The 21863-nt window shown below is 66.7% G+C and carries 18 protein-coding genes and 1 riboswitch; of the genes, 1 reads left to right on the top strand and 17 read right to left on the bottom strand.

The features are described 5' to 3' along the window. Position 1: 1 nt before the first annotated feature. The 15 genes from DWG20_RS14540 to cbiB form a co-directional block, all read right to left on the bottom strand. Positions 2–1126 carry a CobW family GTP-binding protein gene (locus DWG20_RS14540; RefSeq protein WP_115434478.1) on the bottom strand — a complete coding sequence of 375 codons (1125 nt, stop codon included), beginning with the start codon at positions 1124–1126 and terminating at the stop codon, positions 2–4. Then, positions 1123–2667 carry a precorrin-3B C(17)-methyltransferase gene (gene cobJ, locus DWG20_RS14535; protein ID WP_115434477.1) on the bottom strand — a complete coding sequence of 515 codons (1545 nt, stop codon included), beginning with the start codon at positions 2665–2667 and terminating at the stop codon, positions 1123–1125. Before cobJ ends, DWG20_RS14540 begins: the two co-directional genes overlap by 4 nt. Continuing rightward, positions 2664–3422: a cobalamin biosynthesis protein gene (locus tag DWG20_RS14530; protein WP_115434476.1), complete on the bottom strand. Its 759-nt coding sequence runs from the start codon at positions 3420–3422 to the stop codon at positions 2664–2666. The genes cobJ and DWG20_RS14530 overlap by 4 nt, the downstream gene beginning before the upstream one ends. Next, on the bottom strand, positions 3419–4228 hold the full coding sequence (gene cobM, locus DWG20_RS14525; protein WP_115434475.1) for a precorrin-4 C(11)-methyltransferase: 810 nt from the start codon (positions 4226–4228) through the stop codon (positions 3419–3421). The genes DWG20_RS14530 and cobM overlap by 4 nt, the downstream gene beginning before the upstream one ends. Then, positions 4225–4953: a precorrin-2 C(20)-methyltransferase gene (cobI, locus tag DWG20_RS14520; RefSeq protein ID WP_115434474.1), complete on the bottom strand. Its 729-nt coding sequence runs from the start codon at positions 4951–4953 to the stop codon at positions 4225–4227. Before cobI ends, cobM begins: the two co-directional genes overlap by 4 nt. Then, complete coding sequence (cbiD, locus tag DWG20_RS14515) at positions 4950–6098, bottom strand: cobalt-precorrin-5B (C(1))-methyltransferase CbiD (RefSeq protein ID WP_115434473.1); 1149 nt, start codon at positions 6096–6098, stop codon at positions 4950–4952. Before cbiD ends, cobI begins: the two co-directional genes overlap by 4 nt. After that, positions 6095–7666: a precorrin-8X methylmutase gene (locus DWG20_RS14510; protein ID WP_115434472.1), complete on the bottom strand. Its 1572-nt coding sequence runs from the start codon at positions 7664–7666 to the stop codon at positions 6095–6097. Before DWG20_RS14510 ends, cbiD begins: the two co-directional genes overlap by 4 nt. Further along, a complete protein-coding gene (locus DWG20_RS14505) occupies positions 7663–8391 on the bottom strand; it encodes a cobalt-precorrin-7 (C(5))-methyltransferase (RefSeq protein WP_115434471.1) in 729 nt (242 codons plus the stop codon). Before DWG20_RS14505 ends, DWG20_RS14510 begins: the two co-directional genes overlap by 4 nt. Further along, on the bottom strand, positions 8388–9146 hold the full coding sequence (cobA, locus tag DWG20_RS14500; RefSeq protein WP_115434470.1) for a uroporphyrinogen-III C-methyltransferase: 759 nt from the start codon (positions 9144–9146) through the stop codon (positions 8388–8390). The genes DWG20_RS14505 and cobA overlap by 4 nt, the downstream gene beginning before the upstream one ends. Beyond that, positions 9143–11077 carry a putative cobaltochelatase gene (locus DWG20_RS14495; RefSeq protein WP_115434469.1) on the bottom strand — a complete coding sequence of 645 codons (1935 nt, stop codon included), beginning with the start codon at positions 11075–11077 and terminating at the stop codon, positions 9143–9145. The genes cobA and DWG20_RS14495 overlap by 4 nt, the downstream gene beginning before the upstream one ends. Beyond that, positions 11074–15147 (bottom strand): cobaltochelatase subunit CobN, encoded by a 4074-nt coding sequence (locus DWG20_RS14490; RefSeq protein WP_115434468.1) that lies wholly within the window; start codon positions 15145–15147, stop codon positions 11074–11076. The genes DWG20_RS14495 and DWG20_RS14490 overlap by 4 nt, the downstream gene beginning before the upstream one ends. Next, positions 15144–15479, bottom strand: coding sequence for a (2Fe-2S) ferredoxin domain-containing protein (locus DWG20_RS14485; protein WP_115434467.1), 336 nt, complete (start codon positions 15477–15479; stop codon positions 15144–15146). Before DWG20_RS14485 ends, DWG20_RS14490 begins: the two co-directional genes overlap by 4 nt. Next, positions 15476–16528 (bottom strand): HoxN/HupN/NixA family nickel/cobalt transporter, encoded by a 1053-nt coding sequence (locus DWG20_RS14480; protein WP_115434466.1) that lies wholly within the window; start codon positions 16526–16528, stop codon positions 15476–15478. Before DWG20_RS14480 ends, DWG20_RS14485 begins: the two co-directional genes overlap by 4 nt. A gap of 99 nt (positions 16529–16627) precedes the next feature. After that, positions 16628–16807, bottom strand: a riboswitch (cobalamin riboswitch). A gap of 314 nt (positions 16808–17121) precedes the next feature. Next, on the bottom strand, positions 17122–18105 hold the full coding sequence (gene cobD / locus DWG20_RS14475; RefSeq protein ID WP_115434465.1) for a threonine-phosphate decarboxylase CobD: 984 nt from the start codon (positions 18103–18105) through the stop codon (positions 17122–17124). Then, positions 18098–19027, bottom strand: a complete 930-nt coding sequence (gene cbiB / locus DWG20_RS14470; protein WP_115434464.1) for an adenosylcobinamide-phosphate synthase CbiB — start codon at positions 19025–19027, stop codon at positions 18098–18100. Before cbiB ends, cobD begins: the two co-directional genes overlap by 8 nt. Positions 19028–19151: 124 nt before the next feature. Between cbiB and DWG20_RS14465 the strand changes: the two genes are divergently transcribed. Beyond that, positions 19152–20636 (top strand): cobyric acid synthase, encoded by a 1485-nt coding sequence (locus DWG20_RS14465; protein ID WP_115434827.1) that lies wholly within the window; start codon positions 19152–19154, stop codon positions 20634–20636. A gap of 136 nt (positions 20637–20772) precedes the next feature. Here the strand turns inward: DWG20_RS14465 and DWG20_RS14460 are convergent, their stop codons facing one another. Both DWG20_RS14460 and DWG20_RS14455 read right to left on the bottom strand, forming a co-directional pair. Further along, positions 20773–21558: a CbtA family protein gene (locus DWG20_RS14460; protein WP_115434463.1), complete on the bottom strand. Its 786-nt coding sequence runs from the start codon at positions 21556–21558 to the stop codon at positions 20773–20775. A gap of 10 nt (positions 21559–21568) precedes the next feature. Further along, positions 21569–21781, bottom strand: coding sequence for a CbtB domain-containing protein (locus DWG20_RS14455; RefSeq protein ID WP_115434462.1), 213 nt, complete (start codon positions 21779–21781; stop codon positions 21569–21571). Between the last annotated feature and the right edge of the window lie 82 nt (positions 21782–21863).

The following is a 21863-nucleotide window of genomic DNA, read 5'->3' as shown; positions in this document are numbered from 1 at the left end:
GTTAGTGCCAGGCGGTGCCGGTCAGTTCGCAGAGCTGTTCGACGATGCGCGGGCGGCTCGGGTGGTAGCCGATGAACACCAGTTGCGCCTGGCGTGCCGGTGCGGCGTCCGGTTCGTGCTGCAACTCGATGCGGCTGCGCACACCCTGGATCAGCAGCCGGCCGCCGCCCGCGCGTGGCGGCGCAAAACCCTTGATGCGCAACAGCGGCTCGCTGCGGGCGATGGCGACGATGGCTTCGCGCAGGACGTCGCTATCCTGCGCTTCCTTGCTGCGAATCATGAACGACTGCCAGCCCGGGTCCTGTTCGTGGAAGTGCTTATGGGTGGCCAAGCCGTGGCTGTGCGCGCCGAGGCCGCTATGGCTGTGGCCGTCGAGCTGCCCCTGGTTGGCCAGCGGGCGCATCGCCAGGCCCGGCATGTTGGACACCGGGCCATAGTGGCGGTGCGCGGCATTGGCCGGTTCGTGCAGGTGTAGCCCCAGCGTCAGCCGGGTGTCGAGCCGGGCCTGGTAGGCCAGTTCGATGAAGCGGATCGACGGCGCCAGCTGGCGCACGCGGGTTTCGGCTGCCAGCAGCGCCTCGTCGCCGAGTGCGTCGATCTTGTTCAACACCACGATGTCGGCGTTGGCCAGCTGCAGTTCGAACAGCGTGGCGATCGGGAGATCGGCTGCTGACGTAGTAACGTCCGGTGCTGCAGGTTGGCCGAAGCCGCCTGCGAGCAAGAGCGGGGTGTCGACCACCGCCAGCGTGGCGTCGAGCACGAAGTACGGCGCCAGCGCCTCACCCTGCAGCTGTTCCATCACCGCGCTGGGCAGCGCCAGGCCGGAGGTTTCGATCAGCACGTGGTCGATCAGGCTGCGGCGCTGCCACAGCGCCAGCATGGTCGGCAGGAAGTCCTCGTCGTCGTCGTAGGCGACGAGGCCGTTGGACAGGTCGTGAATTTCCACCTCGCCGCGTTCGCCCTCGACGCGCAGCAGCGCACCGTCGATCGACACCTCGCCGAATTCGTTGACCAGAATCGCCAGCCGGCGCTGCTTACTGTCACGAATCAGATTGGACAGCAGCGTGGTCTTGCCGGCGCCAAGAAAGCCGGTGACGACGGTGACCGGGATGCGTGGTGCGCTCATGCCGGTTGTGCCTGATTCAGCGCGGCCAGTACGCCGGCGAAATCGCTGGCGACCGCCGGATAGTCGACCTTGGGCCGGTCGACCACGATCAGCGGGATGCTGAGCGCCGCGGCGGCGGCGGCCTTGGCGCCGTAGCCGCCGGCGTCGCCGGACTGCTTGGTCACCACGCAGTCGATGCCCCAGCCGCGCCACAGCACCTCGTTGGCCGCCTGCGAGAACGGGCCCTGCATCGCCAGCAGGTGCGAGCGCGGAATACCGACGTCGATGGCGCGCTGCAGATGCTGCGGATCGGGGGCGAGGCGCACGAACCACTCGCATTCGTCGGCGCCGTCGGCCTTGACGAAGGCGGCCAGGTCCTTGGAGCCGGTGGCGAGGAAGATGCGTTGGCCGCGTGCCATCGCCAGCCTGGCGGCGTCTTCCATCGTCGCGACGTGTTCGGCCGGATGGGTGTCGGCGGCGCTGGGGCGCTCGTAGCGCAGGTAGCGCAGGCCGAGTTCCTGACCCAGCGCGATCAGCTGCTGCGACATCTCGGTGGCGTAGGGGTGGGTGGCGTCAACGATCACCCGCGCGCCACTATCGCGCAGCAGCTCGCGACGACGCTCGATGCCGAGGCGGCCGGACACCGTAGTGAGACCGGGGCAGTTCTGCTCGACCAGCTCGGCGCCGTAGTCGGTGGCGCTGGACACCACCACCGGTTGGCCCTGGGCGGCGATCTCGCGCGCCAAGGCATTGCCGTCGCTGGTGCCGGAGAACACCCACACCGCGCGCTCGGGCAGGGTGGCGGCCTTGACGGTGTCCGGGGTGTCGTCCCAGTTGCCGTAGCCGCGCGGCGAGAAGATCCAGTCGCGCTTGCGCTTGGTGAAACGGTTGCCGATGACGATCGAGGTCAGCATGTTGAAGCGGCGCGTGCGCAGTTCGGCCAGCGTGACGACTTCGACGGTCTGGCCCTCGCGGTAGGCGTTGTGCACGATGCCGCACAGCGTCTCGGGGCGCTTGTGCTCGAGCATGATGTCGAGAATGCGGTACACGCCTTCCTGGCGCTGCTTGCTCTGCACGTTGTAAAAGACAGCGGCGAGATCGGCCGCGGCGATGTGGCGCGCGCGTTTCTCGATCCACTCCCACGGGCAGAGCAGGTCGGACAGACTCAAGGTGGCGAAGTCGTGCGACAGCGGCGCGCCCAGCAGCGAGGCGCAGGCGTTGGCCGAGGTGATGCCGGGGATCAGCTGCACATCGAAGCTGTCGTCCTCGCGCATGTCCTCGAACGCCAGCGTGGCCATGGCGTAGATGCCGATGTCACCGCTGGAGATCAGCGCCACGGTCTTGCCGGCGCGCGCCTGCTCCAGCGCCAGCTGGGCGCGGTCGCGCTCCTGGGTCAGCGGCAGGGTGCGGATGTCCTTGCCGGCGATCCACGGCTGGATCCAGGTCAGGTACAGCTCGTAGGACACGATCACCTCGCTGGCGGCGAGGGCGGTCTTCACCATCGGCGGGATCAGTTCGCTGGTGCCCGGGCCGACGGAGACCAGGTAGAGTTTGCCGGTCATGGGTTGGGTACTTTCATTTCGATGTTGTCTTCTACGACGGCGACGGTGACGCCGTCCAATGCGGTCTTGGGCACGATCAGCCGCCCGCGCGGGCTGGCGATCAGCGCGCACGGCTCGCACACGCCATCGACGCCGACGTTCTGCTGCACCCACGCGGAAGGCTGGCCCACCCAGGCGCGCGCGGCCACGTCGGCGCGCGCGATCACCCGCAGCGGCAGCTCATGGCGCGCGCAGAACTCCAGCAGGCCTGCCTCGTCGGCCTTGAGATCGATGGTGGCGACTTCGCGCACTTCGGCCAAGGTTCTGCCATTTAGCGCGCTGGTCGCCGCGCGTTCGATGTCATCCGCCGACTTGTCACGCCGGCAGCCGATGCCGAGCGTCAACGGTTTGAGCGCCTCGGTAGCGGTGGTGACGGCCGGCACCGCGCCGGTGAGCCGGGCCACCGCGTAGGCGAGCGCATTGGCGCCGCCCTCGTGGCCGGACAGCAGCGGGATGGCGAAGCGCGCCGCTTCGTCCAGCACTACCAGCGCCGGGTCGGTGTACTTGCTCGCCGGCAGACCGTCGAGGTAGCGCACCGCGATGCCGCTCGCCATCACCGCGATCCACTGGCGGTGCTGGTGGAAGGCGCGGCGGAACTGCTCGCGCGGGCTGTCGGGCAGGGCCCACGGCTGGTACAGCGTCGCGCCCAGCGCTTCGGCCAGACGTTGGCCGAGGTCCAGCGCGTCGGGACGTACCAGCCAGATGCCGGTGCTCACGCCGAATCCTTCGCGGCCTTGCGCTTGCTCGGGCGCGGCGTCTTGCGGTCGGTGCCGTCGCGGAAAATATGGGTGAAGCCGGCCGCGTACAGGCTGGACTCGACCCCGCCCTCGCGCGACAGCGCATGGCCGACCAGCAGCAGCGTGGTCAGCAGCCAGTCCTTTTGCTTGACCTCGCTCATCAGCGCACTCAGCGTGCTGCGGTGGATCGCCTGGTCCGGCCAGCTGGCGCGGCGCACCAGAGCCACCGGCGTGTCGGCCGGGTAGTGCAGCAACAGGTCGGCGATGGTCTGTTTCAGCCGTTGGCCGGACAGGAAGATGCACATCGTCGCCTGGTGTTCGGCGAAGCGCGCGATCGACTCCAGCTCCGGCACCGCCGAGGCGCGGCCCGACACGCGGGTGAGGATGATCGACTGCGACACCGCCGGACGCGTCAGCTCGCTGCCTAGTGCCGCGGCGGCGGCGGTGAACGATGACACGCCGGGGACGATCTCGTACTCGATGCCGAGCTTCTCGAGACGGCGCATCTGCTCGGCGGTGGCGCCGTAGATCGCCGGATCGCCGGAATGCAGCCGCACCACGTCCTTGTCCTCGAGCTGGGCGCGGCGATACAGCGCCTCCTGCTCGTCGAGCGACAGCTCTGCGGTGTCGAAGATCTCGGCGTCAAGCCTACAGTGCTGCAGCATCTCGGCCGGCACCAGCGAGCCGGCGTATAGCACCACCGGTACGCTGCCGAGCAGCCGGCTGCCGCGCAGCGTGATCAGGTCGGCGGCACCGGGGCCGGCGCCGATGAAATAGACTTTCATGGGTGGCGTTTCTCGCGGGCGTTGTGGCGGATCAGCATGGTGGCGAGGTAGCCGCTGGCGTCCGGGGTCAGGGTGCTTACGTCATCGCACAGCACTTCGCCGGGCAGGCCGATGCGGCGGGCGAAGGCGCAGTGGCGGGCGATGCCCATTTCGTTCAATAGATTCAGCACGTCCGGCAGGCGCGCGCCGATCTTCATCAGCACCACGATGTCGTGGCTGGCGATGTCGGCGCGCAGTTCGGCCATCTCGTCCGGGCAGGGCAGGATCAAGATCCGCTCCTTGCCTTCGCCCAGCGGCCAGGACAAGGCCGACGCGGTGGCGGCGAAGCTGGTGACGCCGGGGAAGGTGGTGTGCGGCAGCTCGGGCTCCAGGTCGCGCAGCGCGGCCAATAAATACCCGTAGGTCGAGTAGGTCATCGAGTCGCCGATGGTCAGGTAGGCGACGTGGCGCCCGGCTCGCAGCTCGGCGGCGACCGCTGCGGCCAATTCGCCGTAGTGGCTCGACAGCACGCTGCGGTCCGGGTCCATCTGGAACTCGATCTCGCGGAATTTCTCGTCCGGAATGGCGAGGCCGGCCAGGCATTGGCGAGCGACCGAGGTTTCGCTCGAGCGCGCGCGCGGCAGGTAGATCAGGTCGGCCGCCTGCAGCGCGACCAGCGCCGCCACCGGGATCAACCCGGCTGGTCCGGGGCCGACGCCGACGCCGACGAAGTGTCCGAGGCTCATGCCGCTTCTCCGGCTGCTTCACCCAGCGGCGTGCCGTCCATGCTGAACAGCCGCACCGCCACACGGTCGACGCGCGGCACCTTCGGTTGCATCAGTGCGGCGACGCGCCGTTCTATGTCGATCCAGAACGCCTGCGCGCCCGGTTCGTTTCGCAAAATCTGTACGACGTTTTCCACGGTATTGGCTTTCTCGATTTGTGCCGCCAGCCCGGCGTCAAAGCCGAGCTCGGCGGCCACGGCGGCGACGGAGCCCATCGCCATGCCGCTCTTGCTGGAGTGGGTGTCCCACACGCCGTCGAGCAGCTTGGCGATCTTGCCGGGGTGGCCGAGCACCCACAGCGTGCCGAGCCGCGCCTGTTGTTCTTCCAGCGTCGCCTGCGTGTAGTCGAGCGACACGCCGACGAAGTTGGCGATCTGCACCACTTCTTTCTTCGGCAAGCCCAGCGTGTCGGCGGCGTAGCCGCGGCCGATCTTGCCCGGAGTGAAGGCTATGGCGTCGGGGCGTTCGCCCAGCGCCACCCGGATATACACCTCGATCGACGCCATCCACGCCGCCAGCGACATCGGCTCGACGATGCCGCTGGTGCCGAGTATCGAGATGCCACCGACGATGCCGAGCATCGGGTTGAAGGTACGTTTGGCGATCTTCTCGCCGTCGACGCAGCCGACCGCTAGGTCAAACCCAGGGTTGGCCGAACCGGCTAGCACTTCGTTCACCGCCCATTGCATCATCTGGCGCGGCACCGGGTTGATCGCCGGTTCGCCCGGCGGTACACGCAGACCCGGCTGGGTAACGGTGCCGACCCCTTCGGCGGCGAGAAATCGCACCGCGCCGGTGTCGTTCACCGCCACCTCGGCGAAGATCGTCGCGCCGTCTGTGTTGTCCGGGTCGTCGCCGCCGTACTTCAGTACCTCGGCACGCACTGCGCCGCTGGCCAGGCGCTCTACATGTTGGATCGGCACCTCTAGGTAGTAGTCCGGGTCCGGCAGGCTCACCTCGACTTCATCAGCGCGCTGATCGCGCACCAGCATCAGCAGCGCCGCCTTCACCGCGGCGGTGGCGCAGCTGCCTGTGGTGCGCCCGCGACGCAGGCCGTTGGGCGCCGGCGTGGCGAGGTCGAAGGGACGGCGGAGCGGGGCGCTCATGGCTGTTGTTGCTGTTCCTGGTAGATGCGATCAATCGCGGCGATCATCAGTGCGTTCACCGCCGACGCCGCCCACGGCGAGCCGCCGCGCGTGCCGCGGTTGGTGATGCGCGGCACCTGCATCAGCCGGCGCAGCTCGTCCTTGCACTCGCGCGTGCCGACGAAGCCGACCGGCAGGCCGACCACCAGCTGTGGGCGCCAGCCGTGCTCGCGCACCAGCCGCACCACTTCCATGATCGCGGTCGGCGCGTCGCCGATCGCCACCACCACGTCGTTGCCGAACTTCTGCCAGGCGCGGCGGATGCCGGCGGCCGAGCGGGTGATGCCATGCGCTTCGGCCAACAGGTGGGTTTCCTTGTCGTGCACGCCGCACCAGGTCTCCACCCCCAATTGATCCAGCACCGCACGCTTGAGGCCGGTCTGCACCATGGTGACGTCGGCGACGATGCGCCGGCAACGCAGCAGCGCGCGGATGCCGGTGTCGACCGAACCCGGCGAGAAGTACAGGTCGTCGACGATGTCGAAGTCGCCGCTGGTATGCACCAGGCGTTTCAATACGACCTGGTGATCGGCCGGTACGTCGGACCAGTCGCGCCCCTCGTCGATGATGCGCATGCTCTCCGCTTCGATCGGGTGCGGCACATAGGCCGGCCACTCCGTTGTCGGCGCCGGAGCAGCGTCTGAGCGGCCGAGCAGGCCGCGCACCAGGCCGTGGTGGCCCTGCTGCGGCGTGCCGACCTGTTCCTCGAAGCCGACGATCTGTACCCGGTACTTGCACAGCGCGCAGTTCATCGCGGCGCGGCCCTCGACGCCCTCGCGGGCGCGTTCCAGGAACACGTCGGCGACGTGCGGATGCACGCCCAGATACGGCGCGGGTAGCACCTCGATCTCGGGGTGACGCGCCTGTAAGTCGTTCGCTGCGGCGTAGATGCGCTTGACCAGCACGCCGTCAAACAGGAAATAGGGCAACACCACGATGCGTTGGTGGCCGAGCAGGGCGGCGGCCCTGAGGCCGTCGGCCACCAGCGGCTTGGCGGTGCCGGAATAGCAGACGAAGGAGGTGCCGAAGCCCATGCCTTCTTCCAGCATGCGCGTCAGTTTGGAAATCTCGGAGTTGGCGTCCGGGTCCGAGGTGCCTCGGCCAACTACCACCAGACAGCTGTCGGCGCGCGACACGGTCTGGCCGGATGTGCCCTCGGCCTCGATGATGCGCTGGCGGCACAGCTCCAAGAGCTTGGGGTGCAGGTCCATCGCCGCGCCGAAGTGGAACTCGGTGTCGGGGTGGGCGCGTTGCAGCGCCAGCAGCTCGCTCGGCATGTCGTTCTTGGCGTGGGTGGCGGCGAGCAGTACGCCCGGCACCATCACCACCTTCTTCGCGCCGTCGGCGATCACCGCGCCGACCGCCTGGTCGATGGTCGGCGTGGCGAATTCCAGGAAGCCATGCTCGACGCGGCGGCCGGCGGCGCGCTCGCGCAGCAGCTCGACCAGTGCCATGAACTCGTTGACGCCGTCCGGGTCGCGGCTGCCGTGGCCGGCCAGCACGATGGCGTAATCGTCGGCCGCGCTCATACGGCCTCCGGCGGAGGTTCGATCTGGCTAGGGGCTGGTTCGATTTGGCTAGCCATGGGGTCCAGCGTGCGGATCAGCATGATGCTCATGTCCGAGAAACGCTGCTCGACGCATTCGGCCAAGGTGCCATGCCATTCGGCGTCGCCGCGGGTGAGGTTCTCCCAGACTTCCACGCGATGCCCGGGCGGAATGCCGTTTTCCAACAGGTAGGCGGCGATGTGCCAGGGCATGAACGAGCGCGCCTCGTCCCATGGACAGGGAATCACGATGGCGTTGCGCTGGTCTTGCAGCACGTGCGCCAGATGACGCTTGAACGGGGTCAGGTCGCCGCGGCGGTGGAAGGTGATGAAGGTGGTTTCGTCGAAACACACCTTGGCGCGCGAGGCCAGGATTTGTGCCGACGAGATGCCGGGAATGGTGTCCACCGGGTGGCCGCAGGCGCGCTCGACGCGTTCCAGGTACTGGAAGCCGCTGAAGTGGATGTCGCCCATGAACACCACCACGCACTTCTTGCCGGCATGGTGCAGCTTGGCGACCTCGTCGAGCTGGGCGACCTGGTCGCGGTAGCCCATCTGGATCACCTCGGCCGTCTCCGGAATCAGCGGGCGCACCACGTCGATCACCGCATTGAAGCCGGCCACCACGTCGGCCTCGCGGATCAGTTGGGCCGAGCGTTGCGGCAGGTAGCCGATGTCGCCGGGGCCGGCGCCGATACAGATAATCATGGCAATTCCTTTATTTGCGTAATCGGTAGCGGGCGGGCGGCCAGGCCGACGGTGCGACCGATGACCAGTAGCGCCGGGCTGCCCAGTTGCGCCGTCGCCACGTCCGCGGCCAGGCATTCGAGCGTACTCAGCACCTGGCGCTGTTCCGGGCGGGTGCCGTGCTGGATCGCCGCCGCCGGCGTATCGGCCGGCAGGCCGTGCTGCAGCAGCTGTCCGGCGATGTGGGCGAGGCGGCCCATGCCCATGTAGATCACCAGCGTCATGCCGCTCTGCGCGAGCAGGCGCCAGTCGGGTTCGTCGCCCTGGTGGGTGTGGCCGGAGACGAAGGTGACGCCGTGCACGTGGTCGCGGTGGGTGAGCGGGATGCCCAGCGTGGCCGGCACCGCGATGCCGGCGGTGATGCCGTTGACCACTTCCACCTCGATCCCTGCGGCGAGCAGGGTCTGCATTTCCTCGCCGCCACGGCCGAACATGAACGGGTCGCCGCCCTTGACGCGGGCGACGCAGCGGCCGTCCAGCGCTTCGGCCAGCATGCGCTGTTCGATGTCGGTCTGCGCCGTCGACGGGCAACCGCCACGCTTGCCGACGTGGACCACCTCGGCACCGGGCGCAGTGAACTGCAGCACCTCGGGGTTGGCCAGGTCGTCCAGCAGCACCACCTCGGCCAGTGCCAGCCGGCGCACCGCCTTCAGTGTCAACAGTTCGATGTCGCCGGGGCCGACGCCGATCAGGTAGACCTTTCCCTTGCCGCTCATCGTCCCAGCCTTTCGCGGATCGTCAGCGTCAGCTGGTCGGCCGACAGGCTGTCGAGCGGCAGGTATTCGCCCTGCAGCGCCTCGGCCAGCTCGCGCGCACGGCCCAGCCGCACGTAGCCTTCTTCGGTGTCGAGCACCAGCGCCGGCGTGCCTTGGTCGGCCAGGCCGGCGGCCAGCGCCAGCGCCTCGCTCCACGGGTCTTGCCGGGTATCCAGCGCGATGTTGGCGCGGCCGTCGCTCAGCACCACTAGGAGCGGCGTCAGGTTGTCCTGGCGCGCGTGCTGCGCCAGCGTTTGGACCGCCAGCTGCAAGGCGTGCGCCAGCGGGGTGCGCCCGCCGGTGGGCAGCTCGGAGAGCGCCCGTTCCGCCTGTTCCACCTGGCGCGTGGGCGGCAGCACCAGCTCGGCCTCGCTGCCACGGAAGGCGATCACCGCGACCTGGTCGCGGCGCTGGTAGGCGTCCTGCAGCAGGCCGAGCACACAGCCCTTGACCGCTTCCATGCGCCGCTTGGCCGCCATCGAGCCGGAGGCGTCGACTACCAGCAGGATCAGGTTGGCCTGCTTGCCGACGCGTACCTTGTCGTGCAGGTCGGCGCGGGTGACGGCGAATTCGTTGGGGTTGCGCAGCAGAGCGCTGCGCAGCGTGGCATCGACGGCGAGCTGGCTCGGCGCCTCGTTCGGCACGGCGCGCACGTAATGGCCGCGCCGGGCGCCGGCGCTACTGCTGCGCCGGCCGCTGGCCTCGTGCGCCTGCAGTGCACGGACCTCGATACGGCCGACCTCGCTGGCGGCGCCGGTGGCGAACAGCTGTTCGGACGCGGTGCCCGGCTGGGCGTCGTCGTTGATCTCATCCTCGGATGGCTCGGCGTCTGACGTATCGTCGCCGGACGGAGATTCCGTCTCGGGCGGCGGTGGGGGCGGCGCGGACGCCTGCTGAGTCAGCTCGTCGAGCCGCTCGCGGTCCAGCCCGGTCTGCTCGAACGGCTTGCGGCGGCGGCGGTGCGGCAGCACCAGCTCGGCGGCGTTGCGCACGTCTTCGGCGGTGACCGCGTCGCGGCCATCCAGCGCGGCCATCGCCCGCGCCGCCTTGTGCATCACGATGTCGGCGCGCAGGCTGGCGACCTCGAACTCGCAGCACAGCTGGCTGATGAAGGCGAACAGCGAGTCGGGTAGCGCGACCTCGGCCAACCCCGTCTGTGCTGCCTGGATCGTCGAGCGCAGCGCGTCGGTGTCGGCCTGCCAGCCGGCGACGAAGCCGGCCGGGTCGGCCTCGAACGCCAGGCGGCGCCGCACCACCTCGGTACGGACAGCCGGGTCGCGCGGCGCGGTGACTTCCACCATCATGCCGAAGCGGTCGAGCAGCTGCGGGCGCAGCTCGCCTTCTTCCTGGTTCATGGTGCCGAGCAGCGTGATGCGCGCCGGGTGGCTGACCGACAGCCCCTCGCGCTGCACGGTGTTGGTGCCCATGGCGGACACGTCGAGCAGCACGTCGACTAGGTGGTCGGCCAGCAGGTTGACCTCGTCGATGTAGAGCAGGCCGCGATGCGCGGCGGCGAGCAGGCCGGGCTTGAACGCCTGCCTGCCGTTCTGCAGCGCTTTTTCGAAGTCCAGGCTGCCGAGCACGCGGTCTTCGGTGGCGCCGAGCGGCAGGTTGACGAACGGCACCGGCGAGGGCTCGGCCAACGTGTCAGCGTTCTGGCAGGCGTCGCACTCGGCCAGCGGCGCTTCCGGTGCGCAGTTGAAGGCGCAGCCGCTAACCCGCTGGATAGGAAGCAAGACATCGGTCAGGCCGCGCGCGGCGGTGCTCTTGGCGGTGCCCTTGTCGCCACGGATCAGCACGCCGCCGAGCGTCGGGTCGACCGCGCACAACAGCAGCGCACGCTTCAATTGTTCCTGGCCGACGATGGCGGCGAAGGGATAGTTGTGTTTCATCGTTTCGGGTTCTCCCCGCGCGCTTCCAGCATCGCTTCGCTTTGCAGGTGCAGTTCGCGCAGCGCGGTCAGGGTGTCCGGCTTCGGAGCTTCCCACAGCTGGCGCTGCGCGGCTTCGAGCAGCCGCTCGGTGATGGCGCCCAGCGCCCACGGGTTGCTCTCGGCGAAGAAAGCTTGCATCGCCGGGTCGAACGCATAGGTTTCGGCCAACTGCTCGTACACCCAGTCGTCCACCACGTGCGCGGTGGCGTCGTAGCCGAACAGGTAGTCGACCGTGGCGGTCAGCTCCAGCCCGCCCTTGTAGCCGTGCTGCTGGATGCCGGCGATCCACTTCGGGTTGGCGACGCGCGAGCGGAACACGCGCAGCACTTCCTCCTTCAGTCCGCGTACCGCCGGGTTGTCCGGGTTGTGGCTGTCGCCGAAGTAGTGGCGCGGCTGGCGGCCGGTCAGGCTGCGGATCGTCGCGATCATCCCGCCGTGGTACTGCAGGTAGTCGTCGCTGTCGAAGATGTCGTGCTCGCGGTTGTCCTGGTTGTGCAGCGCCACCTCGACGCCGGACAGGCGGTGACGGAAGTCTTCACGCGCGTCGCTGCCGTTGACATGGCGGCCGTAGGCGTAGCCGCCCCAGTTGATGTAGGCGGTGGCGAAATCGGCATCGTCCTGCCAGTTTTGCTCGTTGATCAGCGGCAGGATGCCGGCGCCGTAGGTGCCCGGCTTGGAGCCGAACACCCGGTACAGCGCACGCTGCTCGGCTGTGTCGCGCGGCAGCTGGCCGAGCAGTTCGCTGGTCAGGTCGGCGAGATAGTGCTTGCGGATGAAGTTCTGCTCGATGGGTTCGTCCAGCTGCGCCACGGCATGCACCGCCTCGTCCACCAGGTGAATCAGGTGCGGGAAGGCGTCGCGAAAGAAGCCGCTGATGCGCACCGTGACGTCGATGCGCGGGCGACCGAGTTCGGCCAGTGGGATCACCTCGATGCCGGTGACGCGCCGGCTCTCGGCCTGCCACTTGGGGCGCACGCCGAGCAGCGCCAGGATTTCGGCGATGTCGTCGCCGTGGGTGCGCATCGCGCTGGTGCCCCACACGCTGATGCTGACCGTCTCCGGCATGTGCCCGGTTTCCTTGCGGTGGCGGGCCAGCACTTCGTTGGCCAGTTCGGTGCCGATGTGCCAGGCGGCCTGCGACGGCAGGCTGCGCGGGTCGACCGAGTAGAAGTTGCGCCCGGTGGGCAGCACGTGCGCCATGCCGCGGGTCGGCGCGCCGCTTGGCCCAGCCGGGACGTAGCCGCCGGCCAGGCCGTGCAGCAGGTTGTCGATTTCTTCGGTAGTGCGCGCCAGGTTGGGCACCAGTTCGCGGCAGACGAAGGTCAGCGTGCGCTGCAACGCGCTGTGGGCGGTGACACCGGGCAGTACCTGCGCCAGCACCGCGTCGAGCGCGGCCGCAGCGAAGCCCTGTTCGGCCAGCCCGGCGACCAGTCGGCGGCCCAGTCCGGCGATCTCGTCGAGCGCGTCGGCGCGGGTCACCAGCGGCTTGGTCGCCAGCGCCTGCAACAGCGCTGGCACGCGGTCTAGCCGTTTGCCCTTGTCGTCCTGCAGCCCATCCCAGGCGATGCCGAGTGCTTCGGCGATGCTGGCGGGCAGGCTGGGGATGCCTAAGTTGGGCAGGCGCACCAGCGCGCACACCATGTCGATCAGCGCGTCGTCCTCGGGCGCCCGGCCCAGTACGTGCAGGCCGTCGCGGATCTGCGCCGCGCCCAGCTCGCACAGGTAGCCGTCGATGTCCTCGATAAGGTGGGCGACGTCGACGCCTTCCATCTTGGCCAGCGTCAGCGGCACGCCGTCTTCGTTCAGCGTGGCGTCCCACTCGTGGTCGTGATCATGGTCGTGGTGATGGTCATGATCATGATGGTGGTGATCGTGGCCGTGATGATGGCCGTGGTGGTGATCGTGTCCGTGGCTGTGTGGCTTGGTCACGCTCGGGCGGTATTTGCCGGTGGTACTTGGGGTGGCGTGGGCGACGGCCGGTTTGGCCGGTTGCATGCGGTACTGGCTGACTGGTGCCGCAGCGGGTTCATGCTGATGAGCGTGCGCATGATGGTGATGATCATGATCATGATCGTGATCGTGGCTCAGCATCGCCGCCAGATCGGTATCGAGCTTGGCTTCCTTGATCAGGTCCCAGATCTGCTGCTGCAGCAAGGGCAGTTTGGCAGGGTCCAGCATCTCGACCTGGTAGTACTCGTCCACCAACTGAGTCAGCTGCGCCAGCGGGCCGTAGGTGTCGGCAGTGGTCATCGGCGGCGTCAGGTGGTCGATCACCACCGAATGCGCGCGGCGCTTGGCCTGCGAGCCTTCGCCCGGGTCGTTCAAAATGAACGGGTAGAACATCGGCATGTCACCCAGCAGCGCGTCGGGGAAGCAATGCTCCGACACCCCCACCCCCTTGCCCGGCAGCCATTCCAGCGTGCCGTGCTTGCCGACGTGGACGATGGCGTCGGCCTGCCAGTCGTCGCGCAGCCAGCAGTACAGCGCGTAATAGTGATGAGTCGGCGGCAGGTCCGGGGTGTGGTAGATCGCGTCCGGGTCCATGCCGTAGCCGCGCGGCGGCTGCAGCGCGACGAAGGCGTTGCCATATTCCAGCCCGGCGAACACCAGTTTGCCTTCGTGCACGTAGGCGCTGCCCGGGGCGGCGCCCCAGTGCTCCAGCATCTTTTGCTGTAAGACTTGCGGCAGTTGGCCGAACCATTCGGCGTAACGTGCCGCTGGCACGCTGGCGATGGCACGTTCGAGCTGGTCCGCCGTCAGGTAATCCTCGTCGTAGGCGCCGCGGTCGATCAGCTCGTGGATCAGCGCGTCGCTGGTCTCGGGCAGGCCGGGAATGTGATAGCCCTGCGCCTGCATCGCATGCAGCAGCGCGAACAGCGAGGCCGGCGAGTCGAGGCCGACCGCGTTGCCGATCTGCGAGGCCTTGCTGTTGGAGTTGGTGAAGATGAAGGCAATGCGCTTCTGGTCTGCCGGGCTGCGGCGCAGCGCCACCTGGCGCGCGGCGATGCCGGCCACGCGCCGTACCCGGTTGGCCAGAGGCGCATAGTGGGTCTCGTCCTGCTCGTGCTTGAACGACATCGGCACGCTGATGATGCGGCCGTCGAATTCCGGTAGCGCCACGTTCATCGCGGTGTCGAGCGGATTGAGCCCGCGCTCGGATTGCTCCCACTGCTGCTGCGTCATGCTGCTGGTGATGGCTTGGATCACCGGGATGTCCAGCCGCTCGAACGCCGCCACCGACCAGCCCGCCGCGGTCGGGCCGTCGGCGTTGACGTCGCCCATCGCGAAGGAGGTGGTGTTGATCAGCGCGTCGATGCGGCCAACGTCACTGAAGAACTGCAGCGCGGCCGGCATGCCGGCGTCGTCCAGTGTGCGCAGTGAGGCGGTGTAGACCGGCAGCGCGTTGAGCTGCCGTTCGGCCAACATGTCCACCAGCATGTCGATGAAACGGGTGTTGCCGCTGATCCAATGCGCCCGGTAGAAGGTGATGCCGACCGTCGGCCAGGTCGGATTGCGGATTTCGGCCCAGTCGTCGAGCGTGCAGAGCGTCGACAACTCCGGGTGGTAGATGCCGTGCTCGGGTAGCGGGGTCGGCGGCAGATAGCCGAAGCCGGTCATCAACAGCCGGTCGGATAGGCAGCGCAGCAGCTGCGCCATATTGGCGGTGCCGCCGGCCTGCAGGTAGGCGGTGACGTCGTGCTGCAGCGCCGGCGGCACGCTCGATAGCGCGGCCAGCTCGGGGTCCGGTTCGCCGGTGCCGCTGACCACGATCAGTGCGCGACCGTGGTGCTGCGCGTCCTTCACCAGTTCCTCGAAGCCGGGGATAGCGCTGGCGCGACCCAGCACGCGCACCACGACGATGCGCGCCGTGGCGACGGTGGTGGCAAGCAGCGCGCTCATGCGCTCGGGGCCATCCACTGTCTGCAGGTTGACGCCGGCGACCGGCACGAAGCCCTCCGGCAATTCGGCCTCGGCCCGGTGCAAGGCGGAAAGGTCGGTGCCGGCGTGGGTCAGCAGCACGATGCTCATGCTTGATCCTCGCTCAAATCCACAACGTCGCCGATGCCGAGCTTGTGGAAGATCAGCGGTTCCACCGGGCAGCCGCCAACCAAGTGCTCATCGACGATGCGCTCGATCGCTGCTTCGTCCACCTTGCGGTACCACACGCCATCCGGGTACACCACCAGAATCGGCCCCTCCTTGCATACAGCAAAGCAGTGGGAGCGGGTGCGCTTCACGCCGATGCCGGGGCAGGCATCAATCGCTTGGCCCAGCTTCTTGAACATCTGTTCCGCCTGCATGCCGCCTTCGGTGCAGCGCGGGCCGGTGCACATCAGCACGTGTTTATTGTGGGTTCTCATCGGCTTGCCTGCGCCTTGTATTGCACGTCATAACGCTTCCATTTGTAGACGGCGGCCGACAGCGCCCAGGCTGCCGCGAACACGCCAATCATCAGATAACCGAAGTTTTCCAGGCCATCGTTGAGCAGCGCCACCGCATTCCACACTAGGCCGGACAGCTGAAACTGTTCGGCCAGCAGGCTCAGTGCGCCCAGTCCGCCGATCAGCAGCGCTAGTAGCGCGGAAACGGCGGTGATGCTCAGGTTGTACCAAAGCTTGCGTTGCGGGTTATTGAAGGCCCAGGCGTACGCGCCTACCATCAGCGTGCTGTCCAGAGTGTCGAGCAGCGCCATGCCGGCGGTGAACAGCGCCGGGAACACCATCAGCGACCACGGCGAGATGCCTTCTGCAGCGTTAACGGCGGAAAGGGACAGCAGGCTGATGGTGCTGGCGGTGTCGAAGCCGAGCCCAAACAGCAAGCCAATCGGGAACATATGCCAGCTGCGGCGTACCAGCCGGAACAGCGGGCGCAGCAGCCGCGCCAGCCAGCCACGGTCGGATAGCAGCGTGTCCATTTCTTCCTCGCTCACCGTTTCGCCGCGCTTCATGCGCTGGAAGCTGGCCCACAAGCCTTTGAGAATTGAGAGGTTGATTACGGCCAGCGCCAGCAGGAAAAAGGCCGAAACCCCCGCGCCCACTGCTTCGAACGAGCCGAGCTGTTGCTTGAACTGCGTGGCGGCCAAAGCGATAGCGGCCACCGCCAGAATCACAATGGTGGAATGCCCAAGCGAGAAATAGAAGCCGACCGAAAACGGGCGCTGCCGTTCGTGCATCAGCTTGCGCACCACGTTGTCGATGGCGGCGATATGGTCGGCATCCACCGCGTGGCGCAGGCCGAATAAATAGGCGAGCAGGGCGGTGCCGAGCAGGGCGGGCTGGTGGGAGAAGGCGCTAAACGCCCAGAGCCAAGCCAGAAGATTGGCGGCTACCAATAGGCTAAGAAGGCCGACCGGGAAGGCGTGGCGGCTGGCAGTGCGGCCGCTGGTAAATCCGGTGAGCGGAGCTGTCATGTGTACCCTCGGGAGACGTAACGTCGCCGCGAGCGAGGGCATGAATGGGCGCATAGCCATTCTTGCAATCCACCGGTACACCCCGCCCAGTCGCTGCTCGCGTCGACACGCGTGACGGCCGGTCTCCTGGCTTGCGCTTCATCGCGCTGCGCGGCCTTCCCAGATGGTTCCAGTGGCAATTAAACGCAGGCTCGTCGCTTACAGTTGCGGGGGCAGCCGCGGCATTGCACCGCATTCCCGTTTCACCCTTCAAAGGGCACCGTCACAGGCGGCCGATGATACGTTACAACGGCTTGATTGTGAATGGGTTTTGAGGGGAATCCTATAGCCGGATGGCGTGTTTGTAACCGTTTTGGTAATTATTTAGTGAGATGATTGGTCAATGTCATTGCACGTCGCAGTTGCGTAGGGCGCATTCGAAGCGTAACGAAGTGAAGCGCAATGCGCCGCATGATAAGCGGTTAAGGATGGTGCGGATTATGGGGGGAGGCGAAGGATGTCATTCGGCGCACCGCGCTTTGCTGAGCGGATCTCTACGTGCGAATCTTTGATTCGCTCAGTGATGGATTCGCCCGCGATGCTTCGAGTGCGCCCTACAAAAGATAAGCGGCCAATGCGGTTTCCAGCCGTTGCCAATCAGCTTCGTTAGCCGGCAAACCAAAACGAATGCTCTCCGGCTCGGCAAAATAGCGAGTCAGAATGCCGCGCTCGGCCAGGAAGGTATGCGCAGCAAAAGTATGCGGCCCGGCCAGCCATTGAAACAGCGCGCAGCCGCCATGCGGGGTGGGGCCGTATCGGTTCAGCAGGCTAGCCAAGCGTTCCCTATCGGCTGTCAGCCGCGCGCGCGTTTGCTGCTGCCAGGCCATATCCTGCAGGGCGAGCTTTACTGCCGCCCGCGCCGGGCCGCTGACTGCCCACGGTCCTAATTCTTCCTGCAAGGCATCCAGCAGTTCGCGCCAGGCAAATACAAAGCCCGCTCGTATACCGGCCAAGCCAAAAAACTTGCCCACCGAGCGCAGCACGATCAAGCCCGGCGCGCCAACCTTGTTCAAGATGCTGAACTGAGGCGTGCAATCCATAAACGCTTCATCGACTACCAGCCAACCGCCACGCATCGCCAAGCGTTGCCGCCAGCCTTCCAGTTGCTCGGGAGTAAACATCTGGCCGGTGGGGTTGTTCGGGTTGCACAGCAGTAATACATCCAAGGTATTCACTGCGGCGTCCAGTTCGGAGGGCGCAAAGCGCTGCACCTGATGGCCGCGGCGTTCCCAGGCGTAGGCATGCTCGGCATAGCTCAGATTCAATAGGCCGGCCGTGCCAGGCGCACGCAGCAGCGGCAGGGTCTGAATCGCCGCTTGCGAGCCAGCCACGGGCAATAGCAAGGCGCTGCCGTAATACGCTGCCGCTGCCTGTTCCAGCCCGTCGTTAGTTTCTGGCAAACGCTGCCAAGCGTCAGCCGGCAAGGCGGGCACCGGCCAGCCGTGCGGGTTCAGCCCGGTGGATAGGTCTAGCCAATCGCGTTCCGGAATACCGTAACGACGCGCCGCCGCGATAACTCCCCCGCCGTGCTCAAGCATGCAGAACCCCCCCCACGATCAAAGCCAATACCACCCACAGCCACAATCCACGCTCCACCAATTGAATCGCCCGCTGAATGTCGCTGGCGTCTGGCGCACGTAGCAGGCCCAGTGCCGGCCGTTGTTTGAGCTGGCCGTGATACACCGCCGCACCGCCCAGCGCTACACCCAGCGCCCCGGCGCCCGCCGCCATCACCGGGCCGGCGTTCGGGCTGTACCAAGTCGGTGCCTGCGCGCGCCAGCAACGCCAGCCGTCGCGGACATTGCCGAGGACGATATAGGTCAGCGCGGTCAGCCGCGCCGGAATGTAATTCAGCACGTCGTCGAACCGGGCCGCCGCCCAACCGAAATACACGTAGCGCTCGCTGCGATAGCCCCACATCGCGTCCAGCGTGTTGGCGAGCCGGTAAAGCACCACGCCCGGCGCACCCAAGAGCAGAAACCAGAACACCGCTGCGAAGATCGCGTCGCTGCCGTTTTCCAGTACCGACTCGATGGTGGCACGGGCCACGTCCTCTTCGCTCAGCGCCGAGGTGTCGCGGCTGACGATCATGCCGACGCGCTCTCTTGCGAGCGGCAGGTCGTTGCTCATCAATGCTTCGACCACCGCCTGGGCGTGTTGGGCCAGGCTGGTCGCACCGATGGCCAAGTAGAGCAGCAGCACCTGGCAGATCGGTCCGATGGCTGGAAGTGACGCTAGACCGGCCGCCGCCAGTGCGAACGGCAGCAGCAACAGCGCAATCCCCAGTAGACCGCGCAGCCGCATGCGCCAGCTGGGTTCGAGTTCGGGCGTGGCCGGGTAGAGGGCGGCCTCGATGCGGCGCACCAGGGCGCCGAAACCGACCAGCGGATGCCAGCGACGCGGCTCGCCTAAGAGCTTGTCGAGCAGTACGGCGAGGAACAGAAAAATGGAGGGGGTCACAAACGGCGCCTCTATAATGACGAGCCCCGGTTTTGATGAGACTTGCATTGCAAGTGGGCAAAACCGATTCGAAAGGCGCGATTTTAGAGCCGCCGACAAAAAAAAGCGCGTTCGGAGCAAAACCATGCCAGCCAAAACCATCATGATCCAGGGCACGACGTCCGACGCGGGCAAGAGCACCTTGGCCACCGGCCTGTGCCGCCTGTTAGCCCGCCGTGGGGTACGGGTCGCGCCATTCAAGCCACAAAACATGGCGCTGAACAGTGCGGTGACTATCGACGGCGGCGAGATCGGGCGCTCGCAAGCCGTGCAGGCGCTGGCCTGCGGGATCGAGCCGCATACCGACATGAACCCGATCCTGCTCAAACCTAATAGCACCATCGGGTCGCAGGTCATCGTGCAGGGGCGGGCGATCGGCAATATGGACGCCGCCGCGTATCACCGCTACAAACCCGAGGCGATGAATGCGGTGCTGGCGTCGCACCGTCGCCTGGCCGGGCATTATGACTGCATCGTGGTGGAGGGGGCGGGCAGTCCCGCGGAGATCAATCTGCGCACCGGTGACATCGCCAATATGGGCTTCGCCGAAGCGGTCGATTGTCCGGTGATTCTGGTGGCAGACATCGACCGTGGTGGCGTGTTCGCGCACCTGGTGGGCACGCTCGCGCTGTTGTCCGAGTCGGAGCAGCGCCGCGTCGTCGGCTTTGTCATCAACCGCTTCCGCGGCGACGTTGGTCTGCTACAGCCGGGGCTCGATTGGCTCGAACACTACACTGGCAAGCCGGTGCTCGGCGTGCTGCCGTATCTGCAAGGGCTGCACATTGAAGCCGAGGACAGCCTGAGCCGAAGCAGCGTTCGGCCAACCTTGGGCACCGCGCAGACCCTGCGCGTGGTGGCGCCGGTGTTGCCGCGCCTCAGCAACCATACCGACTTCGACCCCTTGCGCCTGCACCCACAGGTCGAGTTCACCCTGGTCGGGCCAGGGCAGGCCATCCCGGCCGCCGACCTGATCATCCTGCCGGGCAGCAAGAACACCCGCAACGACCTCGACTGGCTCCGCGCCAACGGCTGGGAGCCGGCGATCCTGCGTCACCTGCGCTTCGGCGGGAAACTGATTGGTATCTGTGGCGGTTTCCAGATGCTGGGCCGCATGCTGCATGACCCGCTAGGGGTTGAAGGCGCCGCCGGGAGTACGGCAGGACTCGGCCTGCTTGAGATGGAAACCACGCTGACAGCGCACAAGCGGCTGGAACGGCAGGAAGGAAGATTGGCTATCGCCGATGCGGCGGTCAGCGGCTATGAGATCCATATGGGGGTGTCGAGCGGGCCAGCCCTTGAGCGCCCCGCCGTCAGCCTGCCCGATGGGGCAGACGGCGCCGTTTCGGCCGACGGACAGGTGTTGGGTACCTATCTGCATGGCTTGCTCGACCATCCGGAAGCCTGCCTTGCGCTGCTCCGTTGGGCCGGGTTGGAGGAGGCCGTTCGGCTCGATTACCGCGCCGAACGGGAAGCACATATTGACCGCCTGGCCGACATGCTTGAGCAGCACCTCCAGCTGGAGCGTCTCACCGCACTCCTGCCTTCGGCCCTGTTGCAGGGCGCGTGCTAGCCAGAGCAAGGGTTCGGCTTGGCCGAACGGTTCGCTTTGGGGTCTGTATTGGTTTGATGACGCGTGGAAGCAAAAAACGCCACCAGGGAAGCCCGGTGGCGTTTTGTTTGGGACCTGCAAGGCCAGCGGGGGAGCACTAGCCTCGTTGTAGTGTCATGCGCGAAGGCCTCTTGGCCTCGAGGAGACGCTCGGCCAGTGCGCCGAAGAGTAGCCCGAAGGTCGCCCACAACACCGCCTGGACGCCGAAGGTCGCGATCCGGAAGTCCCAGAGCAGCGACGCCGAGAAGGCTGCCGGTACATCGTTGAAGCTAGGGAGCATGAATAGCGCGGCCGCGTTCAGGCCGACAAACGTTGCGATTGCAATCTGTGCCGCGTTCCAGCTACCCCGTCGTGCTTGCCAGCGACGGAACAGCGACACTGACAGCGCCGCTGCCGCGATGGACAGGGCAATGACCCCGAAGAACAGGATGGTACGAAGGTCGAGTGTCTCAGGATTGCCGACGGCCGGGGGATTGGGAGGGTATTTCAGGAACGGAACGAGTGTGATGGTCACGAACCCGAACAGTGCGAGGGTGGCGGCCGTTGCACGGGCCCGCAGTGCTCCCAGCCGGCCGTAAGCGAAGGCGAACACCAGCGCGAAAATGCCGCCCAGCGCGGCGCTGTACACCACGACGCCGGTGATAAGTCCGAGGCCGGCCTGGACGTCCCGGCTCACCAGCTCGGGTTCGGCCTCTGCTGCCTCCGCCGTCGTTGTGCCATGTGCATGGTCGTCATGATGTGAGTGGCCTGCATGGGCCTGCTGCTCTTCGAATGCAATCGCAAGTTCTACCGGGGGTTCGCCAAAAGTTTTGGCGAACCCGAAACTCAACAGGCCGGCAACGACGCCCGTTATCAAGCCCCTAATGAGGAGATCTCTAATCATCGGGGGTCCTTTAGTGGCAGGGGAAGCCAAGCAGGTGGCGGCCGTCATGCACGAACTCGTGAATGTACATGCCGGGGAACAGCGAGGTAGCGCCTTGCTCGACACCGACAAAGTAAATGGCGAGCAACAGCAGCAATCCGGTGAAAATGGCCCAAGGCAGCAATTCACGGACCGGAATCGTTACCGGCGCTACCGCTACGGGAAAAGAGGAAGTCGTAAGCATTTGATTCTCCTGGGGAATGACGCGCCCCGGTTAAAGGTGGCTCGTGCGGAAGGTCTGGCTTGCCGGCAAACTAGATGTCAGG

Origin of the sequence: Crenobacter cavernae, from assembly GCF_003355495.1 — a bacterium.
GTDB classification, from domain to species: domain Bacteria; phylum Pseudomonadota; class Gammaproteobacteria; order Burkholderiales; family Chromobacteriaceae; genus Crenobacter; species Crenobacter cavernae.
Note: the sequence above shows the minus strand (reverse complement) of the source record. Positions and strands in the feature narration are given on the sequence as shown.